At 73.4% G+C, this 17958-nt stretch carries 18 protein-coding genes; 11 read left to right on the top strand and 7 right to left on the bottom strand.

Annotated features, from left to right (window positions below; genetic code table 11):
• Positions 1 to 86 precede the first annotated feature (86 nt).
• The 4 genes from AB0L37_RS18905 to AB0L37_RS18890 all read right to left on the bottom strand — a co-directional run bounded on the left by AB0L37_RS18905 (position 87) and on the right by AB0L37_RS18890 (position 5756).
• Positions 87 to 1439, bottom strand: a complete 1353-nt coding sequence (locus AB0L37_RS18905) for an FtsX-like permease family protein (protein ID WP_365506208.1) — start codon at positions 1437 to 1439, stop codon at positions 87 to 89.
• Positions 1436 to 2143 (bottom strand): ABC transporter ATP-binding protein, encoded by a 708-nt coding sequence (locus tag AB0L37_RS18900; RefSeq protein WP_365506206.1) that lies wholly within the window; start codon positions 2141 to 2143, stop codon positions 1436 to 1438. The genes AB0L37_RS18905 and AB0L37_RS18900 overlap by 4 nt, the downstream gene beginning before the upstream one ends.
• Complete coding sequence (locus AB0L37_RS18895) at positions 2140 to 2682, bottom strand: PadR family transcriptional regulator (protein WP_365506203.1); 543 nt, start codon at positions 2680 to 2682, stop codon at positions 2140 to 2142. The genes AB0L37_RS18900 and AB0L37_RS18895 overlap by 4 nt, the downstream gene beginning before the upstream one ends.
• Before the next feature lie 101 nt (positions 2683 to 2783).
• Entirely contained in the window at positions 2784 to 5756 is a 2973-nt protein-coding gene (locus AB0L37_RS18890; protein WP_365506201.1) for a beta-N-acetylglucosaminidase domain-containing protein, read from the bottom strand.
• Positions 5757 to 6050: 294 nt separating this feature from the next.
• On the opposite strand from AB0L37_RS18890, the gene AB0L37_RS18885 reads away from it, so the two are divergent.
• From AB0L37_RS18885 to AB0L37_RS18875, 3 genes are read left to right on the top strand one after another with little or no spacing between them, the layout of a single operon-like run.
• The gene (locus AB0L37_RS18885) at positions 6051 to 6296 is read left to right on the top strand and encodes a hypothetical protein (protein ID WP_365506198.1); all 246 of its coding nucleotides are present in this window, start codon (positions 6051 to 6053) and stop codon (positions 6294 to 6296) included.
• On the top strand, positions 6293 to 8338 hold the full coding sequence (gene malQ, locus AB0L37_RS18880) for a 4-alpha-glucanotransferase (protein ID WP_365506195.1): 2046 nt from the start codon (positions 6293 to 6295) through the stop codon (positions 8336 to 8338). The genes AB0L37_RS18885 and malQ overlap by 4 nt, the downstream gene beginning before the upstream one ends.
• Before the next feature lie 20 nt (positions 8339 to 8358).
• On the top strand, positions 8359 to 8598 hold the full coding sequence (locus AB0L37_RS18875; RefSeq protein WP_365506192.1) for a hypothetical protein: 240 nt from the start codon (positions 8359 to 8361) through the stop codon (positions 8596 to 8598).
• Between the two features lie 103 nt (positions 8599 to 8701).
• Here the strand turns inward: AB0L37_RS18875 and AB0L37_RS18870 are convergent, their stop codons facing one another.
• Complete coding sequence (locus AB0L37_RS18870) at positions 8702 to 9283, bottom strand: TetR family transcriptional regulator (RefSeq protein WP_365506189.1); 582 nt, start codon at positions 9281 to 9283, stop codon at positions 8702 to 8704.
• Positions 9284 to 9396: 113 nt separating this feature from the next.
• Between AB0L37_RS18870 and AB0L37_RS18865 the strand changes: the two genes are divergently transcribed.
• Genes AB0L37_RS18865 through AB0L37_RS18855 form a run of 3 tightly spaced genes read left to right on the top strand, consistent with a single transcriptional unit; the run spans position 9397 to position 12787 of the window.
• The gene (locus tag AB0L37_RS18865; protein WP_365506186.1) at positions 9397 to 10884 is read left to right on the top strand and encodes an FAD-dependent monooxygenase; all 1488 of its coding nucleotides are present in this window, start codon (positions 9397 to 9399) and stop codon (positions 10882 to 10884) included.
• A 26-nt stretch (positions 10885 to 10910) separates the two neighbouring features.
• The gene (locus AB0L37_RS18860) at positions 10911 to 12179 is read left to right on the top strand and encodes a histidine kinase (protein WP_365506184.1); all 1269 of its coding nucleotides are present in this window, start codon (positions 10911 to 10913) and stop codon (positions 12177 to 12179) included.
• Positions 12143 to 12787 (top strand): response regulator transcription factor, encoded by a 645-nt coding sequence (locus AB0L37_RS18855; protein ID WP_365506181.1) that lies wholly within the window; start codon positions 12143 to 12145, stop codon positions 12785 to 12787. The genes AB0L37_RS18860 and AB0L37_RS18855 overlap by 37 nt, the downstream gene beginning before the upstream one ends.
• A 20-nt stretch (positions 12788 to 12807) precedes the next feature.
• Here the strand turns inward: AB0L37_RS18855 and AB0L37_RS18850 are convergent, their stop codons facing one another.
• Positions 12808 to 13350 carry a MarR family transcriptional regulator gene (locus AB0L37_RS18850; RefSeq protein WP_365506178.1) on the bottom strand — a complete coding sequence of 181 codons (543 nt, stop codon included), beginning with the start codon at positions 13348 to 13350 and terminating at the stop codon, positions 12808 to 12810.
• A 102-nt stretch (positions 13351 to 13452) separates the two neighbouring features.
• Here AB0L37_RS18850 and AB0L37_RS18845 point away from each other — a divergent pair, with 102 nt between their 5' ends.
• Genes AB0L37_RS18845 through AB0L37_RS18835 form a run of 3 tightly spaced genes read left to right on the top strand, consistent with a single transcriptional unit; the run spans position 13453 to position 16624 of the window.
• Complete coding sequence (locus AB0L37_RS18845) at positions 13453 to 14727, top strand: MFS transporter (protein ID WP_365506175.1); 1275 nt, start codon at positions 13453 to 13455, stop codon at positions 14725 to 14727.
• Positions 14724 to 15653, top strand: coding sequence for an EamA family transporter (locus tag AB0L37_RS18840; protein WP_365506172.1), 930 nt, complete (start codon positions 14724 to 14726; stop codon positions 15651 to 15653). The genes AB0L37_RS18845 and AB0L37_RS18840 overlap by 4 nt, the downstream gene beginning before the upstream one ends.
• 5 nt (positions 15654 to 15658) lie before the next feature.
• Entirely contained in the window at positions 15659 to 16624 is a 966-nt protein-coding gene (locus tag AB0L37_RS18835) for a DMT family transporter (protein WP_365506169.1), read from the top strand.
• On the opposite strand, the gene AB0L37_RS18830 is transcribed toward AB0L37_RS18835, so the two are convergent.
• Positions 16589 to 16804 (bottom strand): hypothetical protein, encoded by a 216-nt coding sequence (locus AB0L37_RS18830; RefSeq protein ID WP_365506166.1) that lies wholly within the window; start codon positions 16802 to 16804, stop codon positions 16589 to 16591. The genes AB0L37_RS18835 and AB0L37_RS18830 overlap by 36 nt on opposite strands.
• Before the next feature lie 107 nt (positions 16805 to 16911).
• On the opposite strand from AB0L37_RS18830, the gene AB0L37_RS18825 reads away from it, so the two are divergent.
• Positions 16912 to 17766, top strand: coding sequence for a helix-turn-helix transcriptional regulator (locus tag AB0L37_RS18825; RefSeq protein ID WP_365506163.1), 855 nt, complete (start codon positions 16912 to 16914; stop codon positions 17764 to 17766).
• The gene (locus AB0L37_RS18820; protein ID WP_365506160.1) at positions 17739 to 17939 is read left to right on the top strand and encodes a DUF397 domain-containing protein; all 201 of its coding nucleotides are present in this window, start codon (positions 17739 to 17741) and stop codon (positions 17937 to 17939) included. Before AB0L37_RS18825 ends, AB0L37_RS18820 begins: the two co-directional genes overlap by 28 nt.
• Positions 17940 to 17958 lie beyond the last annotated feature (19 nt).

Genomic DNA, 17958 nt, shown 5'->3' with positions numbered 1-17958 from the left:
CCCTTCGCTCGTTTCCGCGGCGCGGCTCTGCGGTGGGCGCGGCGCGCGCTTGGCCCCCCGCCGCCCCTCCTCGTGGCGGGGTCCGGTTACGCCATCCGCAGGAACGCCGGATGCGTCGAGCGGCGCAGCAGGGGCAGCGCCGTTGCCGCGGCCAGGAGGCAGCAGGCGTAGACGGCGACCGGGACCAGGAGCGGCGACGCCCAGGGAACGCTCTGGCCCATGGCGATGGCGTACGCGATGTGGATCGCGGTCCCGCCGGCCGTGGCCAGCACCAGGGCGGGGACCAGCGGCAGTGCCGTCTCCAGGAGCAGCGCGCGGGTGAGGACTCGGCGCGGCACTCCGGCGGCGGTCTGCGCGGCGAGCGCCCTGCGCCGGGTGGACAGCGACTCGGCGGTGCCCACGGCGAGCGCGGCCAGGCTGATCAGGAGGGCGAGGGCGACGGCCGCCGCGGTGAGGTTGATGCCGAACGTGTAGTACTCGAAGGACATGCCGAGGGTGCCCTCGCGCTGCGACTGGTGCAGGCCGTCGATGAGGATCTGCCGGATGCCGATGAGGGCGACGCCGACGGCCGTGACCAGGACGACGGCGGCGTGGCTGCGGGCCGCGGCCCACGGGTCCTCCTGGAGCCGGTGGGCGGCGAGGAGCGCGGCGGGGTTCTCGGTGCGCTCGGCGAGCCGCTGCCCCATGATCCTTGCGGAGGCCCCGGCGGTCCAGATGGCGGCGGCCCCGGTGATCGTCAGCGTGCCGATGACGATCAGCGGCAGGGCGGCGGATTTGCCGCGCGTGCCCTGCCCCATGACGAGCACCGCTCCGACGGCCACCGCGAGCACCGGCAGGCCCAGGCCCACCATCAGTCCCGGCCCGCCGCGCGGCCGCTCCCGCCGGACGTGCCCGAGCGGCGAGGCGATCACCCGGCGCAGCGTGAACCGGCTGACCAGGACGGCGAGGACCGGGACCGCCACGGTCACCACGGCGGCACCGACCCAGGCGATCGGGTCCGGCAGCCGCCCCGCGGACAGCACGGCCGCCGTGAACACGGCGAACCCGGCCACCGCGCCCACCAGGCACGCGAGCCCCGATTCCAGCGCCGCGATCCGCCGCACCTGCTTCGGCCCGGCTCCCGAGAGCCGCAGTCCGGCTAGGCGCCGGTCGCGGTGGACGGCGCCGAGGCGCGCGCACTGCCCGAGGAAGCCGAGCACCGGGATCAGCAGGAGCAGCAGTCCGGTGACGATGCCCTGCCGGGTGCCGGGCTGGTTGAGCAGGTCGTGCCCGTACGGGATGTAGACCTGGCCCCGGATGCTGCCCAGCGTCACGGCGGCGAGCGCGAAGTCCGTGGCGGCCACCGCCCCGACCGCCGTCAGCACGGCCCGCCGCCGCTCGAGACGATCGGCGCCCCGCGTCAGGAGCCAGGCGAGGCGCAGGTCGGAGGCGACGCTCATCGCGTCACCTCCGACGCGGAGAACGACGGCACCGCACCGGAGGCGTCCTGCACCACCCCGTCCTGCAGGCGCACCTCCCGGTCCGCGTACGCCGCCACCTGCGCCTCGTGCGTCACGAGGACCACCGCGGTGTGGGTCTCGCGCGTCGTGTGGACCAGCGACGCGAGGACCTGCTCGGTGGCGAGCGAGTCGAGCGCGCCGGTCGGCTCGTCGGCGAAGACGACCTTCGGCTCGGTCACCAACGCCCGGGCGAGGGCGACCCGTTGGGCCTGTCCGCCGCTCATCTCGCCGGTCCGCAGCTCGCGTTGGCCGCGCACCCCGAACCGCTCCAGCCACGCGTCGGCCTCCGCCCGCGCGGCGGCCCGCGGGCGCCCGGCGAGCAGCAGCGGCAGCGCCACGTTGTCCAGGGCGGTCAGCTCCGGGATGAGCTGCCCGAACTGGAAGACGACGCCGAAGTCGGTGCGGCGCAGCTCGCTCAGGCGCTCCTCGTCGAGCCCGTCGAGACGGGCCCCCGCGTACGTCACCGAACCAGCGTCGGGGCGCACGATGCCGGCCAGGCAGTGCAGCAGTGTCGACTTGCCGCTGCCGCTGGCGCCCGTGACGGCGAGGATCTCGCCGGGGCGGACCTCGACGTCCACGCCGCGCAACGCGGGCGTTCTGCCGTGGGTCTTCGTGAGCCCTTCGGCGACCAAGAGTGTGCTCATGCTGCGGTGACCTCCGCGGTCAGGGTGGTGAGCCGGGCGGCGGTGGTGGTCATCCAGCGCAGATCGGCGTCGAGGTGGGCGAGGGCGTAGTCGGCGGACAGCACGGTGGTGAGGTCGGCCTTGGGGTCGGTCTTCAGGGCGGTCAGTTCACGCATCCGGGCCATGTGCGCGGCGCGCTGGGCCTGGAGGTGGGCGGCAGGGTCGGCGCCGTGCTGCGCGACGAGGATGGAGACGACGATCTTGGCGAAGATCTCGTTCGCGACGTGCGGCGCGGGAGGGGTGATCCCGCCGGCCCAGCCGAGGAGTTCACCCCGCCCCTGGTCGGTCGCCCGATACAGGGTCCGCTCCGGCCCGCCGTCGGAATCGGTGCCGTCGACCTCCACGAGGCCGTCGCGGACCAGGCGTTGAAGGGTCGTGTAGACCTGCGCGTAGGCCAGGGGGCGGGCCTGAGGGAACCGTTCGTCGTGGCGTCGCTTCAGGTCGTAGCCGTGGCGGGGTCCCGAGGCGAGCAGCCCAAGGAGGATGTGGCGGGTGCTCATGGGCTCAGTATGTACTGGGTATATGTACTGAGTACATAGCGATGCGTGGGGCGGTCAGAAGTGGGAACCAGGGTTCCGGTTCAGCTCACGGGCCGGCGGGGTCAGTCCTCGGCCGCCACCGCGTACGCCTCCACCGACCACAGCGAAATCCCGTACTGGGTGGCCCGCTCGTCGCCGATGACGCGGACGAAGCGGGTGTCTTTCGCGTCCATGCGGACCGTCTCGCGCCCGCCCTGGCCGTCGCGGACCGTGGCCGCCGTGCGCCAGGTGCGGCCGTCGGCGGAGGTCTGGACGCGGTAGGTCCTGGCGTACGCGTCCTGCCAGCGCAGGACGAGCCGGCCGAGGCGGACGGGCTCGGGGAACTCCGCCTGCCACCACTCGCCGTTCTTCGCGGGGGAGGACCAACGGGTGTCCGCGGAGCCGTCGTTGGCGCCGGTCGCGGGGAAGTCGGGGGTCTCGTCCGCCGACGACGACGCCTTCGCGGTGCGGGCCAGGTCGGGGCCCGCCGTGCGCGGGTAGGCGCGGACCGACACCGTGCGGGTCTCGTCGCCGAACGTCACCGGGATCTCGTACGTGCCGGCGGGGGTGCCCTTGGGGACCTTCACCTCGACGGGGACGTCGACCCTGGTGCCGCGCGGGAGTTCGGACGTGGCGGGGGCGGAGACGCGGATGTCGTGCGGGGTCTTCGCCGTGAGCTTGCCGTGGACCGCTCCGGGGCGCTGCGAGGTCAGGCGGGCCGTGATCCGCTGGGCGGCGCCGCCGATCTCCGCGTCGGCCTCGGTGCGGGCCAGGGAGAGGTCCGCGCTGGGGGAGTCCGCGTACCAGGGGACCAGGTGGCGCACCCGGTCGGTGCCGGTGACGCGGACCGCGTCCGCCCGCGTGTTCTTCGCCGGGAGTTCCGTGAAGCCGCCGGCCGCGAGAGAGCCCAGGGGACGCCAGCCCTCGCCGGGTACGTGGATCTCGACGGTGCCCCGGGCGTCCGGGTCGGCCAGGACCGTGACCGTCGACAGGGCGCGGGTGCGCGGGAATTGGGCCTCGGGGCCCGTCGCCGCGTCGGCCCGGTCCGTGCCCGCCCACGCCGCGAACGCCTTCTGCGCCCGCGTCAGGAACGGTTCCAACACGCCCTTGCCGACCGTCACTTGGCGGTCGCCCTTCAGGTCGGCGCGGAGCGTCGTGAGGCGGCGTGCGGCCTGCCACGCCGTCGCGGTGTCGCCGCGCCCCGCCGCCTCCAGCATGTCGACGGCCGCCTCGCCGGCCGCGCCGTAGCGGCCCAACTTGTCGCTCCAGGGCCGCACTTCGGAGTCGAGCGCGGTGTCGTCGAGCGCGCCGGGCGTGCTCCGCATCACCGTGAACGCGGCGCGCAGCTCCTTCGCCGCCTTCTTGTTGCGGGCCGCGTCCGTCGTCGTACGGGCCTGCCAGAAGGCGGACAGGAGAGGCCTGAGGTACGCGGATTCGTCGGCGCCCAGGACCGAGGAGGCGTCGTTGCCCGCGAGGACGGCGAGGGCCGCCTCGCGGGCGGGGTCGCCGTCGGCGAGGTCGTCGATCGCGGCCTTCCAGGAGTCCTGGGGGCGGTAGTCGCGCGGGTTCCAGGCGTAGTCCGCGGCGGTGAAGAGGGGGATGCGGGACGCCGCCGGCTGCTCCATCGCCGTGGCGAGGACCGCCGCCGAGCCGGACGCCACCGCGGGGTCGCGGCCGGTGTAGGGGCCGAGGAAAATACGGTCCTGCGCGTAGTCGTTGACCGGGTAGTTGTCCATCGTGAGCAGCCGGTGCCCACCGCCGAACGCCTGGTTCGCGCCCGCCAGTTCACCGCCCGTGATGGTGCGCGGGACCACGCCCACGCCGGTCCACGCGACCTCCACCGAGTCGTCCAGATCGCGGGCGAGCGCCGTGCGGTACGCGGTCTTCCCGTCCTGGTAGTACTCGGTCGGCATCAGCGACAGCGGCACGGCGTCCGCGTGCCGGGCGGCCAGGTGCTTCGCCACCGCGTTCGCGACACGCGCCTGCGCCTTCGCCGCGGCCTTCGGCCCGGAGCCGAACGCGCGGGCGTCCGACGCGCAGTGCCACTCGCTGTACGACACGTCCTGGAACTGGAGCTGGAACGCCCGCACCCCGAGCGCCCACATCGCGTCCAGCTTGCGGGTCAGCGCCTTCACGTCGTCCGGCGACGACATGCACATGGCCTGCCCGGGCGCGACGGCCCAGGCGAGCGTGACGTGGTTGGCCCTGGCCCGCTCGGCCAGTTCGCGGAAGTCGGCGCGCTGCTCGGCCGGGTACGGCTCGCGCCAGCGGGCCTGGCGGTACAGGTCGTCGCCCGGCGCGTACAGGTAGCGGTTCTGCTTGGTGCGGCCCATGAAGTCGAGCTGTTCCAGGCGCTGCCGGGTCGTCCAGGGCGTCCCGTAGAAGCCCTCGGTCAGGCCGCGCACCGCCGTGCCAGGCCAGTCCCGTACGACGACACCGGCGACCGAGCGGCCGTCGAGGAGCTGCTGGAACGTCTGCACCGCGTGGAACAGGCCGTCGTCGCCGATCCCCTCCATCGCCACGCTCGGGCGCCCGGCGGTGTGCCCGACGGCGAGGCGGTAGCCGCCGGACGGCAGGTCGCGCCGGGCGCTCGCGCCGAGTCCGCGCAGCGCGATGTCGAGGGAACTGACCGCGCTGTTGCGGGAGTCGGCCCGGTAGTCCCCGGCGCCCGCCGACGTCTCCGGCACCGCCGACCCCGTACGCACCACGAGCCCCGGCCCCGCCGGGACGTCCGCGTCGTCGGCGACCTGCCGGATCTCGCGCGCGCCCGCGTCGCGCAGCACCGTGCGCAATGCCCGTACCGCGTACGGGTCCGTGTCCCGCGGCACCACGAGCACCACGTCGTCCGGGACCGTGACCCCGTTCGCCGAGGCCCGCAGCGACTGCGGCCGCGGCCACACCGACGGCAGCCCCGCGTCCGACTCCGTGTCCCCGGCGGAGCCCGACGTGGTCCCCGGCGCCGGGGGCGCGGCGACCGCGCCCGCGGCCCCGCCCAGCGTCCCCGCGATGACGGCGACCGCCAGCGCGGCCGCCCTCTTCCTGCGCCGGAGCTGCACGGCGTACTCCTCAAAGGTCTGCGGGATCAGAGCTCTCCCAGGGTGGCTACCGACCCCACCACTCACCGGGGCAGGGTGTCAACGCCCGTGGCCGTTGTGCCGCAATTGCCCTGACGGGGCGTGGTGCGGCCAGTGAAGTTCTTCCGGTTCTCGCGGCCCTCTGGCCAATTTCCTTTCGCGGGACAGAATGTGACCAGCAACACGTTGCCCGTACTGACAGGTCTGCGGCCGCGCCCGCTGGGTAGGGGTCACCACTCACGACGGACCACGACTCGCTTCACGAAGGAGGCCCCAGTGGCCGCATCGGCGCATCTTCTGCTCTCGGCCCTCTCCAAACAGGCGGACACCCTGACGCCCGGAGCCGGCATCGACTTCGACACGCACACCGACCTCGACACCGCCTCCACGTACTCGTACGAAGCCCCCCTCACCAGCGAACCCCCCTTCGCCGACTACGCCCCGCTGACGTCCGAGCCGCCCATGGCCGACGAGGCCCCCCTGACTTCCGAGCCCACCCCGATCGGCATGGCCGCGGGGTGAGCCTGGCCCGGCTCGCCGCCCTGCACGGCGTGGCCACGTCCTACTCCCCGGCGCCCGGCCGCACGGTCCGCGCCTCCGACGCCGCGGTGACGGCCGCCCTCGCCGCGCTCGGCGTGGACGCGGCGTCGCCGGACGCGTTACGGGAAGCGGAGGCGCGGGCGGGGGAGCGGCTGCTCGCCCCGACCGTGGTGGCCGCCGCCGACGGGCGGATGCCGGCCTGGGCGCCGGCGCTGCCCGCGGGCACCAGGGCCGCGCTGCGGCGCGAGGGCGGCGACCGGTTCGACCCCTGGGATCCCGGCACGCCGACGGAGCCCGGCGTGCACCGGCTGCGCGTCACCGCGCCCGACGGCCGCACCGCCGAGGCCCATCTCGTCGTGGCGCCGCCGCGCGCCCCGCAGCCCCCCGAGCGCACCCACGGGCTCCTGGTCCAGCTGTACTCCCTGCTCTCCGCCCGCTCCTGGGGCATGGGCGACCTCGCCGACCTGGCCGATCTGGCGTCCTGGTCGGCCCGCACGCACGGCACCGGGTTCCTCCAGGTCAACCCGTTGCACGCGGCCGTCCCCGCGGGCCCCGACGGCGGCACCGACCCCTCTCCGTACCGCCCCTCGTCCCGGCGCTTCCCCGACCCCGTACATCTGCGGATCGAGGACATCCCGGAGTACGCGTACGTGCCCGCGCGCACCCGTGACGCCGCCCGGCTGCGCGAATCCGTCCTGGAAAAAGGCGAGTTGATCGACCGGGACGCCGTGTGGGCGCTCAAGCGCGAGGTCCTGGAAGCGATCCACGAGGTGCCGCTCAGCCCCGGGCGCCGCGCCGCCTACTGCGACTTCCTCGCCGAGCAGGGCACCGCCCTCGACGACCACGCGACCTGGTACGCGCTGGCCGAGCGGTACGGCCCCGACCGGCACACCTGGCCCGCCGCGCTCCAGGACCCCCGCTCGCCCGAAACGGCCGCAGCGCGGCGGGAGTTGATGGACCGCGTCGACTTCCACTGCCGGCTCGCCTGGCTCACCGACGGCCAGCTCGCCGCCGCCCAGCGGGCCGCGCGCGAGGCCGGCATGCCGATCGGGCTCGTGCACGACCTCGCGGTCGGCGTGCACCCGGGCGGCGCCGACGCGTGGGCGCAGCGCGACGTCTTCGCGCACGGCATGAGCGTGGGCGCGCCGCCGGACGCGTTCAACGCGCGCGGCCAGGACTGGGGCCTGCCCCCGTGGCGCCCCGACCGCCTCGCCGAGACCGGGTACGCCGCCTTCCGCGACCTGCTGCGCACGCTCATGCGGCACGCGGGCGCCGTCCGCATCGACCACGTGATGGGCCTGTTCCGGCTCTGGTGGATCCCCGAGGGGCAGCCGCCGACCGAGGGCTGTTACGTCCACTACGACGCCGAGGCCATGCTCGCCGTGCTGCTCCTGGAGGCGTCGCGGTCGGGCACGTACGTCATCGGAGAGGACCTCGGGACCGTGGAGCCCGGCGTGCGCGAGACGCTGAGCGAGAGCGGGGTGCTCGGCACGTCCGTGATGTGGTTCGAGCGGGACTGGGAGGGCGACGGGCGGCCGGTGCCTGCGGAGCGGTGGCGTACGGACTGTGTCGCCACCGCCACCACCCACGACCTGCCGTCGACGGCGGCCCGGCTGACCGGCGCCGACGTCCGGCTGCGCGAGGAACTGGGCCTGTCCACGGCGACACCGGACGAGGCCGCGGCCGAGGTGGGGGAGTGGCTCGCCCTGTTCGCCCGGCTCGGGCTGCTGCGCCACGGGCACGACGAGGAGGAGGAGATCCGGGCCGTGCACCGGTTCCTGCTGCGCACCCCTGCCCGGATGATCGGCGTCTGGCTGCCCGACCTCGTCGGCGACCGGCGCCCGCAGAACCTGCCGGGGACCTGGGCCGAGTACCCCAACTGGCGGCTGCCCGTGGCCGACCCGGCCGGACGCCCCGTGACCCTGGAGGAACTGGCCGCATCGCCTCGCGCACACGCCCTGCTCCAGGTGTTCGGGGAGGGCGCCGTGCCCCTTACAGGCCCCCCGGGCGCGCGGCGCGCTTAGGCGTTCGCTACGTTTGCACCGTGGACAAGAAGAACGCCCTGCGCGCCGGCGCCCTGGCCTCCGGTACGACGCTGATGATGCTGCTCATGTCGTCCCCCGCGCTCGCGCTCACGCGCGACGACGGCGACGACCCGGGTAACGGCCTGAGCGTGATCGAGACGCTCGGCCTCTACGTGGCCGCTCCGATCGTGCTGTTCCTGGTCATCGCCGGTCTGGTGATGCTGGGCGACAAGTCCCGCAAGCAGCAGAAGCAGGGCTGACCCGCACACCGGTTCTCCGCTTTTCCGTTTTCCGTCGAGGGCATCCGTGGCGTTCATGCGCGCCACGGGTGCCCTCGACGCGTTCGTCAGGCGTTCACGGCGTTCACGGGGTCTCGGCCGTCAGGTAGCGCTGCACCGTGGGGCCGAGCCAGTCCACGATCTCCTCGCGGCTCATCGCCACGCTCGCCGGGAACCGCAGCACGTACCGCGTCAGGGCGAGCCCGAGCACCTGTGATGCGCTCAGCGCCGCCCGCAGTGGCGCCTGCCCGGGGTCGGGGCAGACCTGCCGGGCCACCGGGATCAGCTGGTCGCGCAGGACGCCCTGCATCCGCTCGGCGGCGGCCGGGTTGGTGGCGCCGACCCGCATCAGCGCGGTGAGCACCTCGTTCTCCTCCCACAGCGCCACGAAGTGGCCCACCAGCGTGCGGCCGAGCTCCTCGCGCGCGACGCCCGCCGGGTCGGGCAGCTCCAGATCGAGGGCGACGGCCGACGCGAAGAGCCCTTCCTTGTTCCCGAAGTAACGCATCACCATGGACGGGTCGATCCGGGCGTCGCGTGCGATGGCGCGGATCGTGGCCCGCTCGTACCCGTCCGCCGCGAACCGCTCGCGGGCCGCGCCGAGGATCGCGGCGCGGGTGGCGTCGGAACGCCGGGCCACCTGCGTCGCCTGCTGCTTCTCGCTCATGCCAACAAACGTAGGCCAACACGTGTTGACAGTCCAGACGTGCGGTTCTACGTTTGCCAACAAGCGTTCGCCAACAAGTGTTGACCGGCAAGTGTTGGCCCGAGGAGGCCCCCATGAACGGCACCGCGCACCGAGTGATCGTCGTCGGCTCAGGACCCACCGGGCTGCTGCTCGCCGGAGACCTGGCCGCCGCAGGCGTCCCCGTCACCCTCGTCGAGAAGCGCCCCCACAAGATCAGCAACCTCTCCCGCGCCTTCGTCGTCCACGCCCGCACCCTGGAGCAGCTCGACGCGCGGGGCCTGGCCGACGAGATCGAGGCGAAAGGCCAAGTCCTGGACAGGCTGCGGCTGTTCGGGCACCTCACCGTCGAACTCACCGACCTGCCCTCCCGGTTCAACCACCTCCTCGTCGTCCCGCAGTACGAGGTCGAGAAGGCGCTGGAGCGGCGCGCCGTCGAGGCCGGGGTCTCCTTCTCGTACGAGACCGAGGTGACGGGCCTGACGCAGGGCACGGACGGCGTCACCCTCCACGTCCGCACGGGGGACGGGGAGTCGAAGGAGATGAGCGCCGCGTACGTCGTCGGCACCGACGGGATGCGCAGCGCCGTGCGGGAGGCCGTGGGGCTGCCCTTCCCCGGCAAGTCCGTCATCCGCTCCGTCGTCCTCGCCGACGTGAAGCTCGCCGAGCAGCCGGAGAACCTGCTCACCGTGAACGCGGTCGGCGACGCCTTCGCCTTCATCGCGCCCTTCGGCGACGGCTACTACCGCGTCATCGGCTGGAACCGCGCCCACGACGTTTCGGACGACACTCCCCTCGACCTCGACGAGATCAAGGAGATCGCCCGGCTCGCCCTCGGCCGCGACTTCGGCATGCACGACGCCCGCTGGATGTCCCGCTTCCACAGCGACGAACGCCAGGCCCCGCACTACCGCGTGGGCCGCGTCCTGCTCGCCGGGGACGCCGCGCACGTGCACACCCCGGCCGGCGGCCAGGGCATGAACACCGGCCTCCAGGACGCCGCGAACCTCGGCTGGAAGCTGGCCGCCGTCCTCAACGGCCGTGCGGACGCTGCCCTGTTGGACACGTACGAGGCCGAACGCCACCCCATCGGCAAGGCGGTCCTGCGCAGCAGCGGCGGCATCGTGCGGATGGCGATGGCGAAGTACCCGTGGACCCTCGCGGCCCGCGCCGGACTCACCGGCCTTCTCAACCGCGTCCGCCCCGCCCGCACCCGCGCCGTCGGCCAGATCACCGGGATCGGCTTCAGCTACCCGGCGCCCAAGGGATCCCACGCCCTCGTCGGCAAGCGCGTCCCCGACATCGCGCTGCGCGGCGGCACCCGGCTCTACGAGGCCTTGCGCGACGGCCAGTTCGTGCTGATCCTGCCCGAGGGGGCCGAGCACAAGGGCGGCCCGGTCCGCGTCGAGCACTGGGCGAGCGACCGCCGCACGGCGCTGCTCGTGCGACCCGACGGATACGCGGCGTGGGCGCGGGACGCGGCCCCCGACGGGGGCGCGGACGCGGTCCCGAATGGAGTCCCGAATGGGGGAGTTAAGTCCACCGACGTGCCCGGGGAGTTCGCCGGATACTCCTTGAAGTAGCCGGATCGAGCAGGGGGTTCAGGGAGATGAAGGCATTCAGGGGGTTGCGGCGGTGCCATGAGCAGGTGTGGCTGTGGATGGTCGCGGCGCACTGGACGACGACGGCCGCCGTCGCCGCCCTGCTGCCGCGCGGGTGGCTGCTGCGCTGGTCCGTGGGTGGCATGCGCCGCCTCGCGGACCGGCAGCGGGCGCTGGCGGGCGCCTGGACGGGCACCGCGATCGAGTCGCCGCCCCGCCCGCCCGGCGGCGTCGGCCGGCCGCCGTACGGCCTGGTCGCCCGCTGGAAGTGGCTGATGCGCGACCCGCAGGACGTGCGCGGCTGGCGCTGGGCGGCGGTGCACTCGCTGCCGGCGGGACTCCTCGCCTGCGTCCCCCTGTCGTTCGTCGCCTACGGGCTCTACGGCCTGTTCCTCGCCGCGTTCGGCCCGTCCCTCGCGACGAGCGGCCGGTACTGGGAGGGCAGCCTCTGGTACACCGGCTTCGAGGCCACGGACGGTGTGACCGCCGCGATGGCGGGCGTGTTCGGCGTGGCCATCGGGGTCGCGGGCATCGCCCTGGCCCCCGCCGTCGCCTCCGTCAACGCCCGCTTCGTGAAGGCCGCCCTCGCCCCCAGCGAGCAGGAGCTGATGGCCGCCCGCATCGCGCACCTCGCCGCGACCCGCTCCGACGCCGTCGACACCTCCGCCGCCGAACTGCGCCGTATCGAACGGGACTTGCACGACGGGGCGCAGGCCAGGCTCGTCGCGATGGGCATGACCCTGGACGCCGCCGAGCACCGCCTGGCCGAGGACCCCGAGGCCGTACGCGCCCTGCTCGCGGAGGCCCGTGCCTCGTCCGTCGCCGCGCTCCAGGAGCTGCGTGACCTCGTCCGCGGCATCCACCCGCCGGTCCTCGCCGACCGCGGACTCGCCGACGCCGTACGGTCGTTGGCGCTCCTGAGCCCGCTGACCGCCGAGGTCACCATCGACCTGCCCGCGCGGCCCGAACCGCCGGTCGAGTCCGCCGTCTACTTCGCGATCGCCGAGACCGTCACGAACGCGGCCAAGCACGCGGACGCCGAGCGCCTGTGGATCGACATCGCCTACGACACCGAGCGCACCGCCCTGCGGGTCAGCGTCGGGGACGACGGCCGCGGCGGCGCCGACCCGTCGCGCGGCACCGGCCTCGCGGGCGTCGAGCGCCGCCTCGCCACCTTCGACGGCATCCTCGCCGTGCGCAGCCCCGCCGGCGGCCCGACCCAGATCTCGATGGAGGTGCCGTGCGCGTTGTCGTCGCCGAAGACCACTTCCTGCTGAGGGACGGTCTCGTACGGCTCCTGGCGGCGTACGGCCATGAGGTCGTCGCCGCCGTGGACAACGGCCCGGAGCTGCTCGGCGCCCTCGTCGCCGAGAAGCCCGACGTCGCGATCGTCGACGTACGCCTGCCGCCGGACTTCTCCGACGAGGGTCTGCGCGCGGCACTGGAGGCACGCCAACAGGTCCCGGGGCTCCCGGTGCTGCTGCTCTCGCAGTACGTGGAGCCCTTGTACGCGCGGGAGTTGCTGGCCGACGGCGCCGGCGCCGTCGGCTACGTCCTCAAGGACCGGGTCACGAACGGCGCCGAGTTCCTGCGCACCATCGGGCAGGTCGCCGACGGCGGAACCGTGATGGACCCCGAGGTGGTGTCCAAGCTCCTCGCCCGCAAGGTCCGCGACCAGCGCGTCGGCTCGCTGACCGCCCGCGAGCGCGAGGTCCTCGGACTGCTCGCGCAGGGCCGCTCGAACGCGGGCGTGGCCGAGGCGCTCGTCGTCAGCGAGAAGGCCGTGACCAAGCACATCGGCAACATCTTCACGAAGCTCGGCCTCTACCCCGGCGAGAGCGACAACCGCCGCGTCCTCGCCGTCCTGGCGTATCTGGAGACCTGAGAGTCCCTCTTCGGGTCCGGTCAGTCGCCGGGCGCCGTCGTGGCCAGCAACTTCCGCAGGAGGTCGGCCAGTTGCGCGGCCTGCGGCCCGTCGAGCGCGGCCTCCAGGGCCTTGCGCTGCTCGTCGAGCCCGGCGCCGACCGCCTCGTCGACGATCGCGAGGCCCTCGTCGGTGAGCGTCACCTGGAGCCCGCGCCGGTCGTGCGGATCGGGCGAGCGGCGCACGAGGCCGCGCCGCTCCAGCTTGTCGAGCCGTCCCGTCATCCCGCCCGTCGTCAGCATCAGCGTCGCCGACAGCTGCCGCGGCGAGAGCGTGTACGGGGCGTCGGCGCGGCGCAGCGTCGCGAGCACGTCGAACTCGCCGCGCGAGATGCCGAGCCGCGCGTACGTCTTCTCGATCCGGTCGCCCATGCCGCGCGAGAGCCGGTAGACGCGCCCGAAGACCTCCATGGCGGTGGTGTCGAGATCGGGCCTGACCGCGGCCCACTGCTCGATGATCGCGTCCACCGCGTCCTTGCCGTCTGCCTTGCCGCCTGCCTCGTCGGCGCTCCTGTCGCTGCTCATGGGACGAGTATCCGCGCCGGATCGGTCGGGAGCAAGAAAGTAGCTTGACGAAAAGTAACTTGCGACTAAGCTACTTTCCATCGAGCTACTTGAGGAGATCCCGTGCGGAAGCAGAAGACGTATCAGCGCATACCGGGAGAGCGGTCGATGACCTTCGCCGCCGCCGTGAACGGTGTCGGCAACGGCATGTACGTCCCGTTCACCCTCGTCTTCTTCCACTACGTCACCGGGCTCTCCTTCCCGGTCGTCGGCGCGGTCCTGACGGTGACGGGCCTGGCCGGGATGGCGGCACTGCCCCTGGCGGGCGCGGCTGTCGACCGGTTCGGGGCACGCCCCGTCCAGTACGTCCTCTACACGGTCCGCGCGCTCGGCTTCCTGCTCTACCCGGCGGCCCACTCGCTGCCCGCGTTCGCGGCGGTGGCGTTCGTGACGGCGGCCGCCGACCGGGCGTTCCCCGCGGCCCAGTCCGCCCTGATCGGCGAGGTGGCGCGGGGCGCCGACCGGGACCGGCTCCAGGCGGCGCTGCGGGCGCTGACCAACGGCGGCAGCGGTGCGGGGGCGCTGCTCGCGACCCTGGTCATCGGTGTGGCGGGCAGCGGCGCGTACACGTACGCGGCCTGGGGTAACGCGGCGACGTGCACGCTCGCCGCCCTGCTGCTGCGCCCGCTGCGCCCGGTCCGCACGGAGGCGACCGGGCCGCGCCGCAAGGCGGGCTACCGGATGGTCGCCGCCGACCGCCCCTTCCTCACCCTCACCGCGGCGAACTTCCTCAACGCCCTGTCCTACTCGGCCCTTTCGGTCCTCTTCCCGCTCTTCATCGTGCAGTGGCTGCACGGCCCCGCCGCCCTGACCGGCACCGCCTTCACCGTCAACACCGTGCTGTGCGCGGTCGCCGGGATGTTCGTCGCGGGCCGCGTGCGCGGGGCCGGGGCGCGGCGCACCCGGGCGGCGGCGCTCGGCGGGATGCTCTTCGCACTGTCCTTCGCGGGCCTCGCGCTCCTCGGCACGGTCCGCCCGGCGCAGGGCTGGCTGATCGGCACGCTCCTGGTCGCCCTGGTCGTCGTCTACACGCTCGGCGAACTCGTCCACAGCCCGTCCGCGGAAGTCCTCGCCGTCTCGGCGGCGCCGGAGGAGACGCGCGGCCGCTACATGGCCACGTACCAACTCTCCTGGTCCCTCGCGAAGTCGGTCTCGCCGTCGCTCTTCACGGGGCTGCTCGCCCTCGACGGCCGCGTCCCGTGGCTGTTCCTGATCGGCACGTCGGCGATGGCCGCCGTGATGCTGATCCGGGTCGAACGTCGGCTCCCCGCCGAGTCGGTGGTCGTGGCGGGCGCGGGCCGCGTCCTGCGTCGCGAGTCCGTGGCGGTGGCGTCATGAGCCGCGCGACGACGATCCTGCTCACCGCCCTCGCGCCCGTCTCCTGGGGCTCGACCTACGCGGTCACGACCGAACTCCTGCCCCCGGACCGCCCGTTGTTCACTGCGACGGTACGGGCCCTGCCCGCGGGCCTGCTGCTCCTGGCGCTGGCGCGCCGGCTGCCGAAGGGGCAGTGGTGGTGGAAGTCGGCGGTCCTGGGCGCCCTCAACATCGGCGCGTTCTTCCCGCTCCTCTTCCTCTCCGCGTACCGGCTGCCGGGCGGTCTCGCGGCGGTGGTCGGCTCGGTCGGCCCGCTGTTCGTGGCGGCCCTCTCGGCGGGCCTGCTCGGCCAGCGCCCCACCCGGCGCACGCTGTTGACGGGCGTCGTGGCGGCGTTCGGGGTCAGCCTGGTGGTGCTGCGGGCGGCGGGCGCGCTCGACGCACTCGGCGTGGCGGCGGCTCTGGCCTCGACGGCCTCCATGTCGACGGGCACGGTCCTCACCAAGAAGTGGGGCCGCCCCGAGGGCACAGGACCCCTGGCCCTCACCGGCTGGCAGCTCACGGCGGGCGGCCTGCTCATCGCCCCGCTCGCCTGGCTGGTCGAGGGCGCCCCGCCGGCCCTCGACGGCCGGGCCCTGACGGGCTACGCCTACCTGGCCGTGGCGAACACGGCGGTGGCGTACTGGCTCTGGTTCCGCGGCATCGGCCGCCTCACGGCCACGCAGGTCACGTTCCTCGGCCCGCTCTCCCCGCTGACGGCGGCGGTCATCGGCTGGGCGGCGCTGGGGCAGGGTCTCTCGGCGGTCCAACTGGTGGGGATGGGGCTGGCGTTCGGTGCGACGGTGGCGGGCCAGATCGGTCGCCCCGTACCCCGTACGTTCGTTTCTCCTAAACAAACTGCCCAAAAGGTTTCGATGGACGTGACAGGTCGCTCGCTGCGACGGTGAGTGACATGAAGACGACGACGGTGACACCCCCGGTCCGGACCGAGCAGGTCGAGCGCGCGGCGAAGGCGCGTCCCGCGCCCACCCGAGGGCTCGGCGCGGGCCTCGCCCTCGCGGCGCTCGCCACCGTCGTCTGGTCCGGCAGCTTCGTCACGTCCCGCGCGCTGCACGACAGCGTCCCGCCGGTCCAGCACGCGTTCTGGCGCTGGATCGTGGCGATCGCGGCGGTGGCCCCGTTCGGGATGCGGGCCGCCTGGCGCGAACGGGCGCTGCTCCGCCGCCACTTGGGCTACCTGACCGTCGCCGCCCTGCTCGGGGTCACCGTCTACAACACCCTCGTCAACCAGGCGGGCCTGACGACCTCCGCCGGCAACATGGGCATGATCATGGCCGCGTCCCCGGTTCTGATGGCACTGTACGAACGCCTCGGCGGCGCCCGCCTGGGAAGCCGGCGCGTCTCGGGAACTCTCATCGCCTGCGCGGGAGTTGTGCTCCTCGTCAGCAAGGGAACCCTGGCCCCCGACTTCTCGCCCGGCGACCTGTGGGTGGTCGCGGCGGCCGTCTGCTTCGGCTCGTACAGCGCGTTGCTGCGGCGCAGGCCGAAGGAGATCGGGGGCGTGGCGTTCCTGTTCGCGACGTTCGTGCTCGGCGCGCTGATGCTGCTCCCGGCGTACGCGGCGAGCGTCACGGTCCAGGGCGGCTTCGAGGTCCGCCCCGGTACGGTCGGCCCCCTGCTGTACGTCGGCGTGGTCTCGTCGGCGGTGGCCTTCTTCGCCTGGAACAAGGCGATCGCGCTGATCGGGGCGGCGCGGGCCGGAGTCGTGTACTACGTCCAGCCGGTGTGCGTGGCGCTGCTCTCGTACGCGGTGCTCGGCGAAGGGCTGGGCCGGCTCCAGGCGGCGTGCATGGTGCTGATCCTCGCCGGAGTCGTCCTCGCGTCAACGCGCCCATCCCCGCAGAGCCTTCGCCAGTAGCCGGGCGGTGGACAGGTCGCAGCGCCCCAACTCCAGGAGGGGGAGGGGCGTTTCGCGTACGTAGGCGACGAGGTCGACGGCGAGGGAGGGGAAGGTCATCCCGGCGCCTTCGAGGGCCGTGCGCAACTCGTCCCGCACCTTGAGGGCTTCGTCGAGGTCGTGATCCTGGTCGTTCGGCATGGGGCTCCTTCGGGTGCTGTTCGTGTACGTAGCGTTACGTGGCGTGGTCGGTTTGGGTAGGTGGGGAGCGTTGCCCAAGCAGGCGTGCAAGCAAGGGGGTTGGTGCCGTGACCGCTGCGCCGGACGACTCGATCCTGTTCGTGACGGCCCGCGGGATGTTCGCGTCCGAGGCGCGGCGCCTGAGGGAGGAGGCGGGGCTCTCGCTGACGCGGGTGGGGGAGGTCGCCCGGTGCGACAAGGGCTACGTGAGCCGTATCGAGAGGGGGGAGAAGTTCCCGAAGGAGTCGGTGGCCGCGGCGCTGGACGAGGCGCTGGGGGCGCGGGGGCTCCTTGAACGGCTCTGGCTCCTGGCTGTCAGCGGCAGCATCGACGATTACGCGCGGCGCTTCATGGAGCTTGAGCAGCGGGCGTCGAAGATGCACAAGTACATGGCGCAGACGATCCCCGGCATCTTGCAGACAGAGTCCTACGCCCGCGCGCTGATCGGCGCTTCGCGCCCCAGGCTGTCGGCGGAACAGGTGGAGGAGCTGGTCGTTGCCCGCGTCGCGAGGCAACGCATCCTGCGCCGGGAGGAGCCTCCGCTCTTGTGGGCAGTGCTGGACGAGGCGGTGATCCGGTGCCCGATGGGCGGCGCCTCGGTGATGGTCCGCCAACTGGAGCGTGTTGCCCAGGCGGCGGGACAACCCGACGTCACGATCCAGGTGTTGCCCTTCTCGGCGGGTGCCCGAGGTCTGGAGGGAGGATCGCTCACCATTCTGTCCTTCCCGCGGGGATCGGACGTGGTCTACCGCGAGGGAATCGACTCCGGCAGCCTCGTGGAGTCCGCCGAGGCGGTGTCGGATTACTCTTTCCGGTACGACCTGTTGCGCGTCAAGGCGCTGACCCCCGAGGCGTCAATCGACCTGATCCAGACAGCGATTGAGGAGTACCGATCATGCGCACGCACCCCGGAGCCGACCTGAGGACGGCCGTCTGGCGGAAGTCCAGCCGGAGCAACGGCGGGGGCGGCGACTGCCTGGAGGTCGCCGACAACATCCCCGGCCCCCGCCTCCCGATCCGCGACAGCAAGAACCCCACCGGCCCCGTGATCACCGTCCCCCGCACCGCATGGGCCACGTTCATCGACTCGCTCTGAAGCGCCCCCTCGTTGATAG

Origin of the sequence: Streptomyces sp. NPDC052225 (assembly GCF_040679615.1) — a bacterium.
GTDB lineage: Bacteria > Actinomycetota > Actinomycetes > Streptomycetales > Streptomycetaceae > Streptomyces.
Note: the sequence above shows the minus strand (reverse complement) of the source record. Positions and strands in the feature narration are given on the sequence as shown.

Excerpts from the sequence above, each read along its gene's own strand:
- AB0L37_RS18905 (WP_365506208.1), bottom strand. The coding sequence starts at position 1,439 with ATGAGCGTCGCCTCCGACCTGCGCCTCGCCTGGCTCCTGACGCGGGGC.
- AB0L37_RS18900 (WP_365506206.1), bottom strand. The coding sequence starts at position 2,143 with ATGAGCACACTCTTGGTCGCCGAAGGGCTCACGAAGACCCACGGCAGA.
- AB0L37_RS18895 (WP_365506203.1), bottom strand. The coding sequence starts at position 2,682 with ATGAGCACCCGCCACATCCTCCTTGGGCTGCTCGCCTCGGGACCCCGC.
- AB0L37_RS18870 (WP_365506189.1), bottom strand. The coding sequence starts at position 9,283 with ATGAGCGAGAAGCAGCAGGCGACGCAGGTGGCCCGGCGTTCCGACGCC.
- AB0L37_RS18865 (WP_365506186.1), top strand. The coding sequence starts at position 9,397 with ATGAACGGCACCGCGCACCGAGTGATCGTCGTCGGCTCAGGACCCACC.
- AB0L37_RS18860 (WP_365506184.1), top strand. The coding sequence starts at position 10,911 with ATGAAGGCATTCAGGGGGTTGCGGCGGTGCCATGAGCAGGTGTGGCTG.
- AB0L37_RS18850 (WP_365506178.1), bottom strand. The coding sequence starts at position 13,350 with ATGAGCAGCGACAGGAGCGCCGACGAGGCAGGCGGCAAGGCAGACGGC.
- AB0L37_RS18840 (WP_365506172.1), top strand. The coding sequence starts at position 14,724 with ATGAGCCGCGCGACGACGATCCTGCTCACCGCCCTCGCGCCCGTCTCC.
- AB0L37_RS18835 (WP_365506169.1), top strand. The coding sequence starts at position 15,659 with ATGAAGACGACGACGGTGACACCCCCGGTCCGGACCGAGCAGGTCGAG.
- AB0L37_RS18830 (WP_365506166.1), bottom strand. The coding sequence starts at position 16,804 with ATGCCGAACGACCAGGATCACGACCTCGACGAAGCCCTCAAGGTGCGG.
- AB0L37_RS18820 (WP_365506160.1), top strand. The coding sequence starts at position 17,739 with ATGCGCACGCACCCCGGAGCCGACCTGAGGACGGCCGTCTGGCGGAAG.